At 49.6% G+C, this 17,073-nt stretch carries 18 protein-coding genes and 1 riboswitch; of the genes, 12 read left to right on the forward strand and 6 right to left on the reverse strand.

From position 1 onward, the window contains the following. Nucleotide 1: 1 nt before the first annotated feature. The 5 genes from DQX05_RS00950 to DQX05_RS00970 are packed head-to-tail and all read left to right on the forward strand — an operon-like array spanning nucleotide 2 to nucleotide 4,543. The gene (locus tag DQX05_RS00950) at nucleotides 2-877 is read left to right on the forward strand and encodes a glycosyltransferase family 2 protein (protein ID WP_119790089.1); all 876 of its coding nucleotides are present in this window, start codon (nucleotides 2-4) and stop codon (nucleotides 875-877) included. 30 nt (nucleotides 878-907) lie between these two features. After that, the gene (locus tag DQX05_RS00955) at nucleotides 908-1,981 is read left to right on the forward strand and encodes an EpsG family protein (RefSeq protein WP_119790091.1); all 1,074 of its coding nucleotides are present in this window, start codon (nucleotides 908-910) and stop codon (nucleotides 1,979-1,981) included. Between the two features lie 13 nt (nucleotides 1,982-1,994). Beyond that, entirely contained in the window at nucleotides 1,995-2,750 is a 756-nt protein-coding gene (locus DQX05_RS00960; RefSeq protein ID WP_119790093.1) for a glycosyltransferase family 32 protein, read from the forward strand. Continuing rightward, complete coding sequence (locus tag DQX05_RS00965) at nucleotides 2,747-3,355, forward strand: sugar transferase (RefSeq protein WP_119790095.1); 609 nt, start codon at nucleotides 2,747-2,749, stop codon at nucleotides 3,353-3,355. The genes DQX05_RS00960 and DQX05_RS00965 overlap by 4 nt, the downstream gene beginning before the upstream one ends. 12 nt (nucleotides 3,356-3,367) lie before the next feature. Beyond that, entirely contained in the window at nucleotides 3,368-4,543 is a 1,176-nt protein-coding gene (locus DQX05_RS00970; RefSeq protein ID WP_119790097.1) for an aminotransferase class I/II-fold pyridoxal phosphate-dependent enzyme, read from the forward strand. Here DQX05_RS00970 and DQX05_RS00975 read toward each other — a convergent pair. Continuing rightward, nucleotides 4,534-5,190 (reverse strand): acetyltransferase, encoded by a 657-nt coding sequence (locus DQX05_RS00975; RefSeq protein ID WP_119790098.1) that lies wholly within the window; start codon nucleotides 5,188-5,190, stop codon nucleotides 4,534-4,536. The genes DQX05_RS00970 and DQX05_RS00975 overlap by 10 nt on opposite strands. 129 nt (nucleotides 5,191-5,319) lie before the next feature. Between DQX05_RS00975 and DQX05_RS00980 the strand changes: the two genes are divergently transcribed. From DQX05_RS00980 to DQX05_RS01010, 7 genes are all read left to right on the forward strand, one after another. Beyond that, nucleotides 5,320-6,504 carry a nucleotidyltransferase domain-containing protein gene (locus DQX05_RS00980; RefSeq protein ID WP_119790100.1) on the forward strand — a complete coding sequence of 395 codons (1,185 nt, stop codon included), beginning with the start codon at nucleotides 5,320-5,322 and terminating at the stop codon, nucleotides 6,502-6,504. Then, nucleotides 6,501-7,718: a glycosyltransferase gene (locus DQX05_RS00985; protein ID WP_119790102.1), complete on the forward strand. Its 1,218-nt coding sequence runs from the start codon at nucleotides 6,501-6,503 to the stop codon at nucleotides 7,716-7,718. The genes DQX05_RS00980 and DQX05_RS00985 overlap by 4 nt, the downstream gene beginning before the upstream one ends. Then, nucleotides 7,711-8,682 carry a polysaccharide pyruvyl transferase family protein gene (locus tag DQX05_RS00990; RefSeq protein ID WP_119790104.1) on the forward strand — a complete coding sequence of 324 codons (972 nt, stop codon included), beginning with the start codon at nucleotides 7,711-7,713 and terminating at the stop codon, nucleotides 8,680-8,682. The genes DQX05_RS00985 and DQX05_RS00990 overlap by 8 nt, the downstream gene beginning before the upstream one ends. 24 nt (nucleotides 8,683-8,706) lie before the next feature. Then, nucleotides 8,707-9,972, forward strand: a complete 1,266-nt coding sequence (locus DQX05_RS00995) for a peptidase (protein WP_119790106.1) — start codon at nucleotides 8,707-8,709, stop codon at nucleotides 9,970-9,972. Nucleotides 9,973-9,988: 16 nt separating this feature from the next. Beyond that, nucleotides 9,989-11,551, forward strand: coding sequence for a lipopolysaccharide biosynthesis protein (locus DQX05_RS01000; RefSeq protein WP_182914570.1), 1,563 nt, complete (start codon nucleotides 9,989-9,991; stop codon nucleotides 11,549-11,551). Continuing rightward, nucleotides 11,551-12,579 carry a UDP-glucose 4-epimerase GalE gene (galE, locus tag DQX05_RS01005; RefSeq protein ID WP_119790107.1) on the forward strand — a complete coding sequence of 343 codons (1,029 nt, stop codon included), beginning with the start codon at nucleotides 11,551-11,553 and terminating at the stop codon, nucleotides 12,577-12,579. The genes DQX05_RS01000 and galE overlap by 1 nt, the downstream gene beginning before the upstream one ends. An 89-nt stretch (nucleotides 12,580-12,668) precedes the next feature. Beyond that, a riboswitch (cyclic di-GMP riboswitch) is annotated at nucleotides 12,669-12,752 on the forward strand. Nucleotides 12,753-12,769: 17 nt separating this feature from the next. Continuing rightward, nucleotides 12,770-12,940 carry an anti-repressor SinI family protein gene (locus DQX05_RS01010; RefSeq protein ID WP_119790109.1) on the forward strand — a complete coding sequence of 57 codons (171 nt, stop codon included), beginning with the start codon at nucleotides 12,770-12,772 and terminating at the stop codon, nucleotides 12,938-12,940. A gap of 122 nt (nucleotides 12,941-13,062) precedes the next feature. Here the strand turns inward: DQX05_RS01010 and DQX05_RS01015 are convergent, their stop codons facing one another. From DQX05_RS01015 to DQX05_RS01035, 5 genes are all read right to left on the reverse strand, one after another. Then, nucleotides 13,063-13,398 (reverse strand): helix-turn-helix domain-containing protein, encoded by a 336-nt coding sequence (locus DQX05_RS01015; protein WP_119790110.1) that lies wholly within the window; start codon nucleotides 13,396-13,398, stop codon nucleotides 13,063-13,065. Nucleotides 13,399-13,465: 67 nt separating this feature from the next. After that, nucleotides 13,466-15,289, reverse strand: a complete 1,824-nt coding sequence (locus tag DQX05_RS01020) for an ABC transporter ATP-binding protein (RefSeq protein WP_119790112.1) — start codon at nucleotides 15,287-15,289, stop codon at nucleotides 13,466-13,468. After that, nucleotides 15,286-15,747, reverse strand: coding sequence for a lasso peptide biosynthesis B2 protein (locus DQX05_RS01025; RefSeq protein WP_119790114.1), 462 nt, complete (start codon nucleotides 15,745-15,747; stop codon nucleotides 15,286-15,288). Before DQX05_RS01025 ends, DQX05_RS01020 begins: the two co-directional genes overlap by 4 nt. Then, a complete protein-coding gene (locus DQX05_RS01030; RefSeq protein ID WP_119790116.1) occupies nucleotides 15,744-16,043 on the reverse strand; it encodes a lasso peptide biosynthesis PqqD family chaperone in 300 nt (99 codons plus the stop codon). The genes DQX05_RS01025 and DQX05_RS01030 overlap by 4 nt, the downstream gene beginning before the upstream one ends. Next, nucleotides 16,040-16,981: an aldolase gene (locus tag DQX05_RS01035; protein WP_259391717.1), complete on the reverse strand. Its 942-nt coding sequence runs from the start codon at nucleotides 16,979-16,981 to the stop codon at nucleotides 16,040-16,042. The genes DQX05_RS01030 and DQX05_RS01035 overlap by 4 nt, the downstream gene beginning before the upstream one ends. Nucleotides 16,982-17,073: the final 92 nt, after the last annotated feature.

A 17,073-nucleotide genomic window follows, 5' to 3' on the forward strand; every position in this document is an offset into this window, starting at 1 on the left:
GATGCGAACATTAACGGTATTTACCCCTGTTTATAACCGTGCGTACTGCTTGACGCGTTTGTATGACAGCCTCGTCAGACAGAACAGCGGCGATTTTGAGTGGCTTGTGATTGATGACGGATCTACCGATGAGACACCGGAACTGGTCCGGGCCTGGATTGCGGACAACCGGATTCCCATACGTTATGTCCGTCAGGAGAATCAAGGCATGCATGGAGCGCATAACACGGCTTATGACCACATTGAGACCGAGCTGAATGTGTGTATCGACTCCGATGATTATATGCCTGACGGCGCGGTGGAGAAAATTATAGATTTCTGGCGCAGATACGGCAGTGATCAGGTAGCCGGCATCGTTGGCCTGGATTGCGCACTGGACGGAACCGTGATTGGGACGCGGCTTCCGGAAGACAAGGCAAGGTCCACGCTGTTCGATCTGTACTACCAGCACGGCGTTACGGGCGATAAAAAGCTGGTGTACCGCACGAAGCTTACGAAAATGTACCGCTATCCCCTGTTTGAAGGAGAAAAGTACGTTGGATTGGCCTACAAGTATTACATGATTGACCGCAATTATGAGCTGCTGCTGATGAATGAAGTCCTGTGCTATGTAGAGTACATGCCGGATGGGGCTTCCCGGAATATGCTGCGCCATTATCGCAATAACCCGAGGGGATTCGCCTTCTATCGCGTTCAGCTTATGAAGCTCCCTTTCGCGGGACTTTCCTTTAAATTTAGACAAGCGGTGCATCATGTCTCAAGCTGCTGCCTGGCCCGCAGTCCGGCAATGCTCCTGGAGTCGCCCGCAAAGCTGCTTACCTTGCTGGCGCTGCTGCCCGGAGTTGCGCTTTATGTATTTATCGTAGCAAAGACGTAGCGTGTGATTGGATGTGAGAGGAACCCTGCGATGACGATCATATGGCTTACGCTTCTGATGGTTTTCATTTTTTCATATACAGCCAGATATTTTGCGGTATCCCTTCCCCATAGCCCAATACCTATCCGGCCGAACCGGCTGCTCGTTGCTGCGGTATGCTTCGTCATCGTCATGGTAGCGGGGCTGAGGAAGAATATCGGGGATACGTTTTTCTACATGCATGCTTATGCGCTCAAAAATTTCACATGGGCGACGATCGCAACAGAGAAGGATGTTGGCTTCAATCTGTTCCAAATGCTTCTGAAGCAAATTTCAGAAGATCCGCAAATCCTCATTTTTGTGACGGCGCTGATTACGAATGTACTGATTGTTCTGGTGATGCACCGCTATGCGAGATTGTTTGAACTGGCGATGTATGTATACATCACGTCTGGGGCATTCATTGTCTCCATGAACGGCATCCGGCAATACATGGCGGCGGCTTTGCTCTTTGCCGCGACAGCCTACTTGTTGAACGGCAGTTGGAAGAAATACATGGTTGTGGTGGCGCTGGCCTCCGTTTTCCATATGAGTGCGCTTATCCTTATTCCTTTATATTTTATCGTCCGCAGGGAAGCTTGGACCGGCATGACTTTTGGCTTGCTGGCTGTCGGTGTTCTCATCGTCGGTCTGTTCAACCAATTTTCCGATTTGCTGTTCTCGGCACTCAGCGAGACGCAGTATGGGGAATATAAGGAGTTTAAGGAAGGGGGGGCTAACATCATTCGGGTCGGCTTCTATATGATGCCGCTGCTGGCTGCCTATTGGGGAAGGGATAAGCTGCGAATGTTGTTTGCTGACATCGATATTATCGTCAATTTGTCGTTGATCGGGTCATTTTTTATGCTGATTTCTACGCAAAACTGGATTTTTGCCAGAATTTCTATTTATTTTAACTTATATCAGATTCTTCTGACATCATGGATCGTCATGGCTTTCCGCAAGAAGGACCAGAAGCTTATATACTTGTGCATTCTGGTTATTTACGGCATCTACTTTACTTATGAAAATATGATTGTTCTCGGCATTAAATATCGCAGTGATTTCTTAATCTGGTTCCATTAAGGGGTGAAAGGGCTTGGAGGGAGCGGAGAAAATTCCCCGGGTTGTGCATTACTGCTGGTTCGGGCGCGGTGAAAAACCGAAGCTGATCAAAAAGTGTATTCAAAGCTGGCAGAAGCATCTCCCGGATTACCAACTGGTCGAATGGAATGAAGATAATTTTGACGTCAAAGCCAATCTTTATGCAAGGGAAGCCTATGAGGCGCGCAAATTTGCGTTCGTTAGCGATTATGTCAGACTCCATGCCTTGTATCATGAAGGCGGGGTGTACATGGATACGGATGTGGAAGTGATCAAGCCGCTGCATCGCTTCCTGGTGCATGAAGCCTTCTCGGGATTTGAGGACAATCAATATTTACAATCAGGAACGATGGGGGCCGTTAAGCACCATCCCTGGATCGGAGAGCTGCTTCAATACTATGCCGACAGGCCGTTTCTGCTTCAGGGCGGGGATGTGTTCGATCTGACGACCAATACGGCCATAATGAGCCGGATCAGCCAGAAGCATGGATTGAAGCTTAACGGACAGCACCAGACGCTTCCGAGCGGGATCGTTTTTTATCCCAGATCGTTCTTCAGTCCTTACGACTATATCAATGGAGGCAATTACATCAACGACGATAGTTACACGATCCATCATTTTGCCCAATCGTGGCTACCTGCCCATGTCCGCGTGAAGAGTTACATCAAGCGCAAAGCAAGCCGCTTCATCGGTGCGGAGAACATTGCAAGGCTTAGAAGGATATTATCGCAAAAAGGTACGCAGTCATGAAACGCATATTTGATTTTGTTATTGCGATTGTGCTGTTGATGTTATTGCTGCCGCTGCTGGCCGTCATTGCGTTCTTGGTACGAATGCGAATCGGTTCGCCCGTTATGTTCCGCCAGATTCGACCGGGGAAACATGGGGTTCCGTTTTATTTGATGAAATTCAGAACGATGACGGACAAGACAGACAGCTCGGGCCAGCCGCTTCCGGATCATGAAAGGCTGGTTCCGTTCGGCCAGTTCCTCCGGAAATATAGTCTTGACGAGCTTCCCCAGATATGGAATGTAGCCAAAGGGGATATTAGCCTGGTGGGGCCAAGGCCCCTTCTTATGGAATATCTGCCGCTGTATACCGAAGAGCAGGCCAAGAGACATTGCGTGAAGCCGGGCATCACGGGCTGGGCCCAAGTGAACGGACGCAATGCGATCTCTTGGGAGGAGAAGTTCAAGTACGATGTCTGGTATGTTGAACACCAAGGTTTCTGGCTGGATTTGAAAATTTTGTGGATGACGTTTCTCCACGTGTTGAAGCCCGGAAACATTCAGCACGGCAACCATGTTACGATGCCGGTATTTAAGGGTACCGTGAACTATGAACAGGAAAGGTAGAGGAGTTGGCAGATGACAGCGAACCGGAGAATATGGCTATCGCCCCCACATACGAGTGGAAGGGAACAAGACTTTATTAACGAAGCCTTCACTACGAATTGGATTGCTCCGCTCGGGCCCCATGTCGATGCGTTCGAGGCGGAAATCGCGGCTTATGCCCAAGTGAAGGGCGCGGCTGCTGTCAGTTCGGGCACCGCAGCGATTCATTTGGCTTTGACCTTGCTTGGCGCAGGGAAGGGCGACCTTGTATTTTGCTCCAGTCTGACGTTTGTAGCCAGTGCGAATCCAATATCATATACAGGCGCGAAGCCGGTGTTTATTGATTCGGAGCCGGATACCTGGAACATGTCTCCTTCGGCCCTGGAGAGAGCGCTGAAGGAAGCTGCACGGGCCGGAAACCTCCCCAAAGCGGTCATCGTCGTTCATTTATATGGCCAGAGTGCCAAGATGAACGAAATTATGGAGGCGTGCGAACGTTATGAGGTTCCGGTTATTGAGGATGCGGCAGAATCGCTCGGTTCTCTCTATTACGGCAAAGCCAGCGGGTCTATGGGGCGCTTTGGCATTTATTCATTCAACGGAAATAAAATCATTACCACCTCAGGCGGCGGAATGCTTATATCCAATCATCGGGATGAATTGCGCCGGGCGCGCTTTCTTGCCACGCAGGCAAGGGAACCGGCGTTGCATTACCAGCATCAAGCGATGGGCTTCAACTACCGAATGAGCAATGTGTTAGCGGGAATAGGGCGTGCGCAGCTTCAGGTGCTGAATGAACGGGTTGAGGCGAGGCGGAGCATTTTTGAAAAGTACCGTAAGGCGCTAGGGGGAATAGACGGAATTCAATTCATGCCTGAGCTGGAAAACACCCGATCGAACCGATGGTTAACCGCCTTAACTATGGATGCCCGGGTAACCGGCGTGGCTCCTGCCGAGTTGATCCATGCCCTTGAAGCTGTCAACATCGAGAGTCGCCCGGTATGGAAGCCGCTGCATCTGCAGCCGTTGTTCCATGATTGCCTGTTCTATGCTCATGGCGAAGGGAAGACGGTGTCAGAGCAGCTGTTCGAGACCGGGATTTGTCTGCCTTCCGGTTCGGGAATGAGCGAGGCGGACCAGCAAAGAGTCATTGATTCCATCCAAGAGTTCTTGTCCCTTCGGTCCGCAAATGCTCCTGCCTACAGATAACGTTCCCCGGGCTGTCGGGTTCTCGCGATTGTGGCGGGTATGCCGTAAGCGATGGAGCAACCGGGAATATCATGAAGAACGGTGGAACCGGCACCGATTACGCAATGATCGCCAATGATTACGGCGTGGATCACGCTCGCGCCGATAGAGATCATGCTATAGTCGCCAATCCGGACTTGTCCTCCGGTCGCGGCATTGGGGGCGAGCGTCGCATAATGTCCGAGCCGCGAGTCATGATCGAGCGAGGATCGGGTGTACATCACGCAATGGTCTCCGACGATGGCATCGCTGCCGAGTACGGCGCCGGCCATGATAACGGAACCTTCGCCGATTCGGGCTCCTCTCGCGATAGAAGCCTGCGGGTGTACGGCCTGAATGAAGCGAAAGTCAGGCATGACCTGTCTTATGCTTTGCGTAATGCGATAGCGGGTCCAGTTGTCTCCAATGGCTACGATTCCTCCCTGAATTTGTTGCTGATGCGCGGACAAGTAATCCAGACCTCCAACAATTTCGTATCCATAGCACTCGGTACCGCGCGGTTTATGGCTGTCAAGGATACCAAGGATTCGGTATTTCCCAGTCTTCTCAATCACGTCAATGACGGCTTTGGCATGCCCGCCGGCACCAAAAACAATAATATCGAGCATGAACTTGGTCCCTCCTCTAGTTAGGGTGAATCAGGGGAGAATGGCATTGGGGGTTTGTTCTTTAATAAGAACAATTATAGATTATTTTGTTCGTTAAAGCGAGCGATATCTGACAGAAGGAGTAAGTTCATGGAGAAATCCCTTAGATTGGACACAGACATGCTGACGAACGAAATGAAGTTGATTCTGGAGATTATTTCAAGTGATCGTCCCGAGGCTTTGCCCAAGGACAAAGCCGGACTTTTTCAGGATTGCGAGTGGGATGCATTTATTCAGCTTGCGATGCATCACCGAGTCTATTCCGTGCTGTATATGCAGATGAAGGATATGGGCGATGATATGGTGCCCCCGGCGGTCATTCAACGTCTGTACCGCCACTATTGCACCAATACGCTGCGAATGCTTCATCTGGGCGGCGAGATCGAACACATCGGCAAGGAACTGACCGGAAGAGGCCTGCGTTGTTTATTTTTAAAGGGACCTGTGCTTGGCCAGGATTTATATGGAAGTGTCTCGCTTCGCACTTCCTCGGATCTGGATCTCCTCGTTCCTTTACCCGAATTATTTAGGGCGGAAACGATACTTATCAAGTTAGGGTACGAGAAAGATGACTACATTGAGTCCGTACTGGGGGACTGGAAATGGCGGCATCACCATCTGACCTTTTTTCACCCGGTCAAGGGCATCAAGGTTGAGCTTCATTGGCGGCTCAACCCGTTCCCGTCCAAGGAGCCGAAATTTAACGAGTTGTGGCTCAGGAAGCGAAGAAGCACGCTGTTCGGCAGCCCGATCTATTATTTGGGCAGAGAGGATTTGTTCGTCTTTCTGGTGACCCACGGCGCCCGCCACGGCTGGTCGCGACTGCGCTGGCTGCTCGATATCAAGCAGCTTCTTAATCAACAGCCGGATCACGGCCAGATCATCAAAAGATTGAGGCGGCGCCGATGTATGCGTGCCGGGGGACAATCTGTCGTCCTGGCATCGTCGCTGCTTCAAGCGCCGTTAGCGCCGGAGCTGCGGCGGCTTGGAAGCAGGCGGAGATCGGTGCGGCTGGCCCAGGACGCCATGTTCTATCTGTCGCAGATGATTCATCTCCATAAGGAGCCGGTACCTGAAGAAGTCGGAGCCTACCATAAGCGTCATCTGTTTGCGTTAATGCCGCTACGGCATAAATGCTTGTTCATTCTAAGCTTCATGCTGCCTTATCCCGAGGATGTCAAGGTCATTCGATTACCGAGGATGATTCGTTTTATCTATATTCCTTTAAGGCCCTTCTTATGGGCATGGAGAAAAAGCGTAGGTGTACAGAAATGAAAAGAGTACTGTTCGCATCCTTCGATATGGAGGTTGGAGGAGTCGAGAGAAGCCTGGCCAGCTTGCTGGAGCATTTTGACTATGAACGCTATCAGGCGGAGCTGATGCTGTATCGCCATCAAGGCGATTTTATGCCTTTGCTCCCCGAACAAGTCCAGTTGCTGGAGGAGCAACGAGCCTATGCTACCTTCCGCAAGTCCATCGGCGACATTATGAGGAGCCGGCAGCTGCTGATCGGGATCGGAAGGCTCGCCGCAAAAGTGCATGCCGGCATGGCTGGGAAAGCGAGAGGGGTTACAGAAACGGGATATTATCAGATGCAGTTGATGTGGAGATATACCCTTCCCTTCCTGCCCCGGAACAAACAGCTGTACGATGTGGCTGTGAGCTTCTTATGGCCCCATTACTACGTTGCCGAGAAAGTCGATGCCCGCACAAAAATAGCCTGGATTCATACGGATTATTCGACCGTAGCGACGAATGTGCGCTCTGATTTGAAGCTGTGGAGCAAGTTCGATCATATCATTGCCGTATCTCCTTCATGCAGGGAAGCCTTCTTGGCGAAGTACGAATCCCTGAGGGACAAGGTAACTGTGATCGAGAACATTATCTCTCCGGACTACATTAAGATGATGTCCGAGGAGTCTGTCGAGTCACCGATGGCAGCGGATCCGCGCTTCAAATTGGTCACCGTCGCCCGTTTGTCGAACGCCAAGGGAATCGACCAAGCTGTCATGGCCTTGAAGAAGCTGAAAGAGAAGGGGCTTGAGGACATTGCCTGGTACGTTGTGGGTTATGGCGGGGACGAGGAGATGATTCGCGGTCTCATTGCGAAAAATCGGCTGCAGGATGATTTCATTTTGCTTGGCAAGCAGTACAATCCCTATCCTTTCATCAAGCAAGGCGATCTCTATGTACAGCCTTCCCGTTACGAGGGAAAAGCTGTGACCGTAACTGAAGCCCAGATTTTGGGCAAGCCTGTTCTGATTACCCGCTATCCTACGGCACAGAGTCAGGTTGCCGACGGCAAGGACGGATATATTACGGACTTATCGGTCGAGGGCTTAGCGGAAGGGATCGAGCATTTATATCGAGATCGGCAGCTAAGATGCCGGCTCGCGGATGTGTGCAGCAGGACTCATTATGGCAATGCGGGCGAACTCAATAAACTATACGCATTGTTGGATATGGATAGGAGGCGTGGATATGGATAACATCCTGCTGCTCGACACCTCAGTCGGTTCCTTGAACAAAGGGGATGAAATCATCATGAAATGCGTGAGGCGCCAGTTGTCTGATATTACGCGCCAGGCAAATGTGTTTACCGTGCCTACACATCTTTCCCCCTTCGGCTGGTTCCAGGTGATGCGAGATTCACTGCGTGTTCAGTTCTATACAAGAGCCAAATACAAATTTGTCGGCGGAACCAATCTGTTGACCATGGATATGTTCACCCATTTCCCGCAATGGAATATTAATGTGTTTAATTATCGTCCGTTACAAGGCAGCATTCTCCTGGGAGTGGGGGCAGGCAAAGGCGAAAAAATAAAACGGTACACGAAAATGCTGTACCGCAAGGTATTGTCCCATGACTATGTGCATAGCGTTCGGGATGAACGGACCTGGAGATTCGTCACGGATTTGGGGCTCAAGGCGTTAAATACGGGATGTCCGACGATGTGGTCGTTAACGCCCGAGCATTGCCAGGATATTCCCCGGGGGAAATCGGATGCCGTCGTGTTTACGTTGACAGACTACGCAAGAGCGCCCCGTCAAGATCAGCTCCTGATTGATCTTCTGATTAGGAGTTATAAGAAAGTATACTTCTGGGTTCAGGGAGCCGATGATTATGCGTACTTTCATACGTTATCGAATACCGAAACCATTCACGTCATTCCTCCTTCGCTGGAAGAATATGAGGCTGTGCTCAGCACGGATGTCGATTTTGTAGGCACGCGTCTGCATGCCGGAATTTATGCGATGCGCCACAAGAAACGCTCCATCATTATTGCGGTCGATGAACGGGCCAGAGGAATGAGTGAGACGTACGCCCTGAATACCGTTGACCGTACGGATCTCGCTGGCCTTGAAGCCATGATCCATTCGGAATTTGCGACGAATGTCCGGACGAACCTGGAAGCCATCCATGCGTGGCTGGATCAGTTCAAGCAGCGATAATACCGGTCTTGAAGGAGGGAACCTATGATACAACTGTCGCAGGAACAAATAAAAATAAATCATAACCGTGTGGACTATTTTTTTCGTGTGGCCCCCAAGCTTCAAAAATATTTCAGACCAAGCAATCATTTATTTATGAAATATAACTATGATATCTCGGGTCTGCCTGCAAGCATATTGTCGATTCCGTTTGTAGCGAATGTGATGCCGCTCGCGTGGCTTACGGATGCAACGCTGTACGTCGACGAGCTGGATCGTTCCTTCTATGACTGTCTTGAGGAACTGAAGCAGGCATATCAGAAGATGTTCCCCCACTTTCCGCTCAAGGGGCAAATCAAGGTTGGGCAGGTTTCTTCCTATGATTATCAACCGGAGCACGAAGCTGCCGTGTTATTTAGCGGGGGATTGGACGCCTTGACGACCTATATCCGCCACCGTGATAAGAAGCCTTTTCTCATTACGGAGTACGGATGGCATGAAGGGGAATGTACAGACAGCGAGGTATGGACTGCAGACCGTGAGCATGCGGAGGCTTTTGCCCGCAAGGAAGGGCTCTCCAATATCCTGGTGGAGTCCAATTACGGCACCTTCGTATATCCTCAGCGGATCGACCGGGATTTCCGGCGCTCGCTGGGGGACACCTGGTGGCATGGACTGCATCACGGTCTGGCGATTATATCGGCTGCGGTTCCTGCAACCTGCTTGATACAGGTTAAAACAATTTACATTGCGAGCTCGCATACGATCGGCAACACGTATTCATGTGCTTCCGACCCATCCACGGACAATATGATTCGTTACGGAGCGGGAGATGTGTTCCATGACGGATACGAACTGTCCCGGCAGGATAAAGTCAAAGTGGTCGTCGATCATTATGCCAATACCAATGACAAGACCGCGATCCGGGTATGCTATCGCAACACAGAGAACTGCTGTCAATGCGAGAAGTGCGTAAGAACGATCATGGGGATTGCGGCAGAAGGCCATGACCCGAATGACTACGGTTTTCCGGTGCCTGATGAGATCTCCGCTTTTCTGAAGCGGTTTTTGAAGCGGGAGGTCAAGTTTTTCACGAATATCCAAATCGATCGGTTATGGAAGCCGATCCAGGAGCGCATGCGGGAGAACCCTGACAATGTGAAGGATCAGGATCTGCTGTCTTGGTTTCCGGATTACGATTTTGTGGCCCAGCGAAGAAAAGAACGGTTCCGCTACCGTGTAACGCAATTTTTCCCGATCATCAGAAGGAAAGTGAGAACGGGTTTGCAGCAAATCCGTGAAACCAGGTAAAAGAGCAGGTACAGGGATGAGAATTCGAAATTCGCTCTATAACATTTTTTTTGGTCTGCTGGGACAAGCCATTAGCACCATGATGGGTTTTATCGTTAGAACGGTTTTTATATGGACGCTTGGCGTTGAGTACCTGGGAGTGAGCGGTCTGTTTTCCGATGTCCTCATGCTCCTGTCTCTTGCCAATCTCGGTTTTGAGACCGCCATTATTTACAGCTTGTATCAACCTCTTGCCGATCGGGACGAGGCCAGGATAAAAGCTTTTATGCATTTATTTCGAAAAGCCTATCTGTGCGTAGGTATGATTGTGCTTGCGCTGGGGCTTTCCCTGATTCCTTTTCTTAATGTTTTCATTCAGGGGGAAACGACGGTTTCTCATATCGAAGTCATCTATGTGTTATTTCTGCTCAATTCCGTGTCTACCTACTTCTTCGCTTATAAACAGGCCATAATTGTGGCCGACCAGCAGCAGCATGTGATATCGCGAATCCATAGTGTGTATGTGATTGCCATGAACACGATCCAAATCATCGTGCTTCTCTTAACGAAGAACTACATTCTATTCCTTATCATCCAAATCGGAATGAGCGTTCTTAGAAACAAGTATATTTCCCGTGTGGCCGACCGAAAGTACGAATTCCTGAGGGAGCCGGTCAGCACTCCTTTGGACAAAGGAGAGAAGAAGACCTTTTTTCAAAATCTGCGCTCCCTGCTTATGTACAAAGTGAGCGGCGTTGTCATCAATGGGACGGACAATCTGATTATAGCCAACCTATTTGGCGTCATATGGGTTGGACTGTACTCCAATTATTTTTTGATTCTGACAACCATAACTACATTTCTGAGCTATTTCTTCTATTCTCTAACGGCCAGCGTGGGGAATTTGATCGCTACGGAGGATAAGGAGAAGAAGTTTTTCTTCTATCGTGTGTTACGCTTGGCCAACTTTTGGGTGTTCGGGCTTTGTGCCGTATGTTTGTGGAATTTGCTTGATCCCGTGATTGTTTTATGGCTCGGAGGTTCCTTTGTCCTCGGCAAGGAGACCTTGCTTGCGATCCTGCTCAATTTTTATACGACGGGGATGCAAAATGCTTCGACCATGTTCCGGGATACGACGGGCATGTTCCGAAGGGGAAGGTACAGCCCGTTGATCGCAGCGGCACTGAACATCGCATTATCGATTACGCTTGCACGCTTCATCGGGATGCCGGGAGTGTTCTTCGGAACGGTCATTAGCCGATTGTTAACCTATTTTTGGGTTGATCCTTATTTGCTTCATAAGCACGTATTCTTTCAACCGCTGCGCCCTTACTTTACCCGTTACGGACTGCATGCCTTGTTAGTTCTTCTTGCGGCCTCCTTATGCGGCTGGATTGCAGGATTACTCACGCTGCCGCTGTTATGGGATATTGCCGTCAGGGTCCTGCTGTGCCTGTCCATAACGAACCTGATCTTCTATGTGTGCTTTCGGAAATCGAGCGAGTTTATCTACTTAACGAACATAGCCAAGGCGAATCTGGGAAAGCTGCCGATCCTTACTAAATTCAATCCGGTCATACGGAGAGAGGAGACAAGGTAATGGCCATTATGATCACGGGTGGCGCCGGGTATATCGGAAGCCATACTTGCGTAGAAATGCTGGAGGCGGGATATGAAATCGTCGTTCTTGATAATTTCTCCAACAGCCATCCGGAATCGATTCGTCGGATCTCGGATATTACAGGCAAAGGATTTGCTTTTTATGAAGCGGATCTTCTCGACGAGCGAAGCTTGAATCGGATATTCGAGGAACATCGCATCGATGCCGTAATCCATTTTGCTGGTCTGAAAGCCGTTGGGGAATCGGTTCAGGTGCCGCTTGAATACTACCATACGAATCTTACCAGCACGCTGGTTCTGTGCAGGGCGATGGCCAAGCATGGCGTGTATAAGCTGGTATTCAGTTCGTCCGCCTCGGTGTATGGGGCACCGGAATGTGTTCCCATTTCGGAGGAAGCCAGCCTTGGGGCGGTGAGTCCCTATGGAAGAACCAAACAAATGATTGAGCAGGTCCTGCAGGATCTGGCTTCTTCTGACCCGAGATGGGGAATTTCCATTCTCAGATACTTCAATCCCGTCGGGGCTCATAAAAGCGGAAAGATCGGAGAAAGCCCAAATGGGACGCCTAACAATTTAATGCCGTTTATTACGCAAGTCGCTGTGGGGAGATTGCCATCGCTTAAAGTATACGGCTGCGATTATCCTACAAAAGACGGGACGGGAATTCGAGATTATATTCATGTCGTGGATTTGGCACAAGGTCACTTGAGAGCATTGGAGCATTTGGATCATGCAAATGGGGTTGAATTTTACAATCTGGGTACAGGCCGGGGGTTTACGGTGCTGGAGATGATCCATTCCTTCGAGAAGGTGTCGGGGGTTCAGATTCCCTATGAAATCGTGGGGCGAAGACCAGGGGATATCGCGATATGCTATGCTGATCCGACAAAGTCCCATATGAGCCTGGGATGGTTCCCGAAATACGGCATTATCGACATGTGTGAGGATAGCTGGAATTGGCAGGTTCATAATCCGCAAGGGTATTGCGACAGGATCACGGCCGGGTAATCATCGAATTCGACAAAACTAGTGCTCCAGAGACGACATACTCTGACACCATGGAACGTCAAGTATCGTGTATAATACTACTTAATAAGTATATATTAGGGAACAATGAAATGCGCTTTTTGTCTGGGCACTTTAGGCGCGTGGAGTTAGTGGTGCAACCGGCCGAGTAAATTCGGGAGGCAATGCAATCATGGTAGAAGCGGTTCCAGGTAACAATGAACAATTGGACAAGGATTGGGTAGCTATTATCTTAATTGCACGACAAATGGGCCTTTCCATTGAGGACATTCGTAAACTTCTTCGCGATTTTCAGGCACAGTCTGATCCCGAACGGCCGCTCCATGTCAATTCAGAAGCATAACGCACGACCGTTGACATTATCGAAAAGAAATCTCCTTTGTTGAGGTATGTTTACAGATAATGCGTGGTGAACTCAACAATCGGAGATTTCTTTATTGTTGGCTGCGTCAACGCTAGGGATCATCATGACTCTTCGCGTGTTAGCTTCCACTTATTATATTCCAGAAATTCTTTGAATTGCTCTTTACTTACGCCAGAAGCCATCGCTTCTTTTACAAGATTAGTCCATTCTTCGTCCAACACCTCAGCTTCCTTCGAGGCTTCCTTGTCATGCAGCAGCTCCTCAACTGAGACTCCGAGAATAACACTAATCTTCTCCAAAAATTGAATGGAAGGATTCTGCTGAATTCCCCTTTCAATTGAGCTTAAATAGGATTTTGCGACACCGGCTCTTTCGGAGAGTTCTGACAGTGAGTAATTTTTCTTCCTTCGAAGGATTTGAATCCGTTCTCCGATCATGGTTTAACCTCCGTGTATACATCTGCTTGTCCCTATTATATCCGATTTCTGCCACCTCCGAAAGCGGCTACAGCGTATAGACGGTAACAGGCTGCGCCTCCTGATTTTGTAAAAGATTTGCAAATATACTCTTTTTTTCTGAGGATAATGACAAAAAGGTTCCCTGTTCAACCAACTTCCCGTCATGGATGACTAAAATTTGTTCTGCGTTTTGGATGGTGGACAGCCTATGGGCAACCACAATGACCGTAATGCGATCCTTCAACCGATGTAAAGCGGTCAGAATCTTTTTTTCATTCTCCGTATCCAGTGCGCTTGTCGCCTCATCCAGAACAAGGATCGAAGGCTGTCGGATGATGGCTCTTGCCAGGACCAGCCGCTGCCGTTCTCCTCCTGACAGACGGATGCCCCGATCTCCAATGAGCGTCTCCAATTGGTGAGGAAGCTTGCGTACAAATTCAGCCGCCGAGGAAAAATCGAGTGCTTCCCACAGCTCGTTCTCCGTGGCACTCGGTTTAACCATCAACAGGTTTTCTCTTATGGTCGCATTATAGAGAAACGGATCCTGCGCCACATACCCGATGGAGCGTCTGTACGCGATCAGATTGTCATTCGTGATCGCCATGCCATCCACGAGGACTTGACCGGATTCAGGCTGCATCAGGCCCATAAGGATGTCGATAAACGTGCTCTTGCCGGCCCCTGATTTGCCAACGATAGCGGTCATCCCTTGGGCTGGAATATGAACGCTGATATTTTGCAAAGCATACACAGGCAGTTGCGGCTGATAGCGAAACGAAAGATTTCTGACTTCGATTCCTTGCATAACGAACCAATGGCCAGGTCCCGGAGCGGGCGATTCGGTAAGCGTAATCGCCTGATCTGCAGCCAATTTGCAGTCATGCTGCAATTGCTGAAGAGCCTTGAAGGCCGGGATGGTCGAGGCCAATTGTTCCAGTTTGGACTGGAGGCTGGTAAATCTCGGCCACAACCTGGCAAAGAGCAGGATAACGATCAACAAAGACGGCCCCTCACTCGGAAAAAAACGAAATGACGTAAAGATAAATCCGGCAATAAGCAGGGAGGACGCTATTTTATACAACAGCTGGGAAGTCAGCCTTAGCCGCACATAATCCAGCTGCTCTTGCATGGTTCCTTCGGTAAGCTGCTGGTGCCACTCCAAGCGGGAGGGTTCCAGGTTATTGCTCTTTATATCTTTCATTCCTTGAAGCTGGTCAGTGATTCCTGCCAGATAAGCTTGGGCGAGCTTGGATGTCCGGCTGCCGAGCTGCTTGGATTTGCGAATAAATCCGCGGGACAGAAAAGCAAGCATGGCTCCGCAGGCAATAACGAACAGGGTTATCTTCGGTGAGATCCAAAAGGCGAAAATAATCTGAAGGAGGGTAAACAAGGCAGATGTAATGAATTGGAGAAGCAGACTGATTCCCCCCAAGACTCTGGCGGTTTCGATCGTAAGGGCATTCACCAGATCGGAAGTTCTGCGGTTTATGAAAAAAGACCATTGCGCTCTTAGAAGAGCGCTGTAGTTCTCGTAACGCAGTTGTCGGCTGAAATGCTGCTCTATCTCGGCATTGCGGATCGTAACGGCCCGATGAATGAGGTTCTGAGTGACGACAATCAGCAGGTATACCGTTAGAATGATGGCTAGGGAAGAAGCCTGCGGCAAGCTGTGGAGGATGTTCAAAAACCGCAGCCTGTTCTCCCAAGCCGGCTCTGACAACAGAACGCCGCCAACCGTAAGCATGGGGATGAGCAGAAGAAATGTCATGCCCTCCAGGAGACTGCTGATCACCATGCCAATAATATTGATGCTTAATTGTAACCCTGCCGTTTTATGAAGCCGCTTCAGGTAAAGAATAATGGCATTCATGAGTCTGTCCCTGCGCTCTTCGCGAATTTCTCCACCACGACGAACTGCTTCATCATCTCGGCGCCGGTAATGTATATTGAACCGCTGCGGAGCCAGGCGTGTGCGATCAGGTCACCGTTTTTATTTTTCCCGGTCCCCAAATATAAAGTGCTGTGCAGGTTTCTTTTTTCAAGCATCTTCATACCTGCTATCGCTCTTACCAAGCATTTGCTCTCCCAGAAAGTATGCCGGCTCGCGATATGGATCGCGCTCCGAATATGCTTCATGGTTTTCGTGTGCGACGGATCATGGACTTCTGGCGTTTCCATGGATCGCCTCCCCAGTAACGGCGAGATCTTCGCGAACGGAAAATACAAAAGAATGCGCGCCCACCCCAAATAAAGAAAAGCCTCCGCAAATAAAAGGGATGTCTTCCGGTCTAATAAGAATAACCATATCCATCTTCTCAACCGGTTCATAGCCGCTTCACATGCCGTATCAAGCCCTCATGCTCCAAATCCGAGAGGAACAGGAGAATGTCTTCCTCGCATTCCGACGACTCCACCTCATATTCGGATAAAATGGATCGAATAATATGTTCCGCTTTCACGGGCGTGATAAGCATATCCCAGATCTCGCCGCCAAGCGTACCGAGATTATAGTATTTTCCCTTCTGAACGCTTAACATCACTTTTTCGCCAGCCATATCGCTAACGATATGTCCCTCACATTGAACAAGCGTATCGACAGGGGTGATCGAATGAAGTTTGCTCATTGGTCTTTCTCTCCTTGCCGGGTAATGTTTAAGATGTGAGATGTCAGATCAAGCGTGCTGAATCCAACCATGGGACGGTGCAGACGGTACATCCCGATCTGGTGAACGAAGGATGACAGGGCTTTGAAGTGCCATTCCATCAATCCCAGCGGCTGCACTAAAAAATTACGGTACGTATGATGAAAGAGGACGCGAAAGCGCTCCATCCCCTGGATTGGCGCAATATGAGTGGCTGCATCCGATGGAACCAACTCAAAGATACTTGCCAACGGAAGAGGTTCTTCATGAAAGTTGGACCCCACGGGCACGGCAAATTTCGTATTACGCTCATAAAGAGGGGTGTAATTGGCATTGTCCATTCCCATGTGCTTCAATGTGTCCACCCATAATTTTTGCTGTGGATAAGATGGAACAACGCAAGGAGAGCCTTGAGTCATCACGACGGGAATGACATCATCGCTAAGCAGCGGATATCCTTCGGACATCAGGTGCAAGGCCAAGGTGGATTTGCCCGCCCCGGAGTCGCCGATAATGGCATAGGCCTTCCCGTCAATAGCTACGGCGCTGCCGTGCAAAGGCACAATTTGTCGCTGCAGCAATAGAATGCCCATACAAGTCCCCAGAATAAAAAGCCGAACCCAATCCTCATCCGCCTGATCGAACGGAGAGACCAGAATGGAGGAGGCATCCTGTACCGCATATATAGCAGCCCCAGGTACGCGAAACATAACCGTACGGCCGTGATCCAGAATAGCCAAGTTTCCATAGGAATGAATGGAGCTGTTCCAGAGAGGCTGCAAGTCTGTCCGCCGTACCGTAATGTTGTCCATAGTCTCGCGGTCGCCAGCCTGAGGCAGTTCCGGCAATACAAAGTCGCTCTCAATACGGAAGCCAAAAGCTTTATATTGGTAAGTCCTTACCATTGCTCGTTCGGTCATGCTCATCTCTCCAAGGGTCTTTAAAATGAGAACAGGGGAACCCTTATACCCGTTGAGAAGTATAAGGGTACCGCATCATAACCGCATTCATT

It is taken from the genome of Paenibacillus thiaminolyticus (assembly GCF_003591545.1).
Classification (GTDB): Bacteria; Bacillota; Bacilli; order Paenibacillales; family Paenibacillaceae; genus Paenibacillus_B; species Paenibacillus_B thiaminolyticus_A.

Coding starts and splice junctions, on each gene's coding strand:
- DQX05_RS00950 (WP_119790089.1), top strand. CDS start 2: ATGCGAACATTAACGGTATTTACCCCTGTTTATAACCGTGCGTACTGC.
- DQX05_RS00955 (WP_119790091.1), top strand. CDS start 908: ATGACGATCATATGGCTTACGCTTCTGATGGTTTTCATTTTTTCATAT.
- DQX05_RS00965 (WP_119790095.1), top strand. CDS start 2,747: ATGAAACGCATATTTGATTTTGTTATTGCGATTGTGCTGTTGATGTTA.
- DQX05_RS00970 (WP_119790097.1), top strand. CDS start 3,368: ATGACAGCGAACCGGAGAATATGGCTATCGCCCCCACATACGAGTGGA.
- DQX05_RS00975 (WP_119790098.1), bottom strand. CDS start 5,190: ATGCTCGATATTATTGTTTTTGGTGCCGGCGGGCATGCCAAAGCCGTC.
- DQX05_RS00980 (WP_119790100.1), top strand. CDS start 5,320: ATGGAGAAATCCCTTAGATTGGACACAGACATGCTGACGAACGAAATG.
- DQX05_RS00985 (WP_119790102.1), top strand. CDS start 6,501: ATGAAAAGAGTACTGTTCGCATCCTTCGATATGGAGGTTGGAGGAGTC.
- DQX05_RS00990 (WP_119790104.1), top strand. CDS start 7,711: ATGGATAACATCCTGCTGCTCGACACCTCAGTCGGTTCCTTGAACAAA.
- DQX05_RS00995 (WP_119790106.1), top strand. CDS start 8,707: ATGATACAACTGTCGCAGGAACAAATAAAAATAAATCATAACCGTGTG.
- DQX05_RS01000 (WP_182914570.1), top strand. CDS start 9,989: ATGAGAATTCGAAATTCGCTCTATAACATTTTTTTTGGTCTGCTGGGA.
- galE (WP_119790107.1), top strand. CDS start 11,551: ATGGCCATTATGATCACGGGTGGCGCCGGGTATATCGGAAGCCATACT.
- DQX05_RS01010 (WP_119790109.1), top strand. CDS start 12,770: ATGGTAGAAGCGGTTCCAGGTAACAATGAACAATTGGACAAGGATTGG.
- DQX05_RS01015 (WP_119790110.1), bottom strand. CDS start 13,398: ATGATCGGAGAACGGATTCAAATCCTTCGAAGGAAGAAAAATTACTCA.
- DQX05_RS01020 (WP_119790112.1), bottom strand. CDS start 15,289: ATGAATGCCATTATTCTTTACCTGAAGCGGCTTCATAAAACGGCAGGG.
- DQX05_RS01025 (WP_119790114.1), bottom strand. CDS start 15,747: ATGAACCGGTTGAGAAGATGGATATGGTTATTCTTATTAGACCGGAAG.
- DQX05_RS01030 (WP_119790116.1), bottom strand. CDS start 16,043: ATGAGCAAACTTCATTCGATCACCCCTGTCGATACGCTTGTTCAATGT.
- DQX05_RS01035 (WP_259391717.1), bottom strand. CDS start 16,981: ATGACCGAACGAGCAATGGTAAGGACTTACCAATATAAAGCTTTTGGC.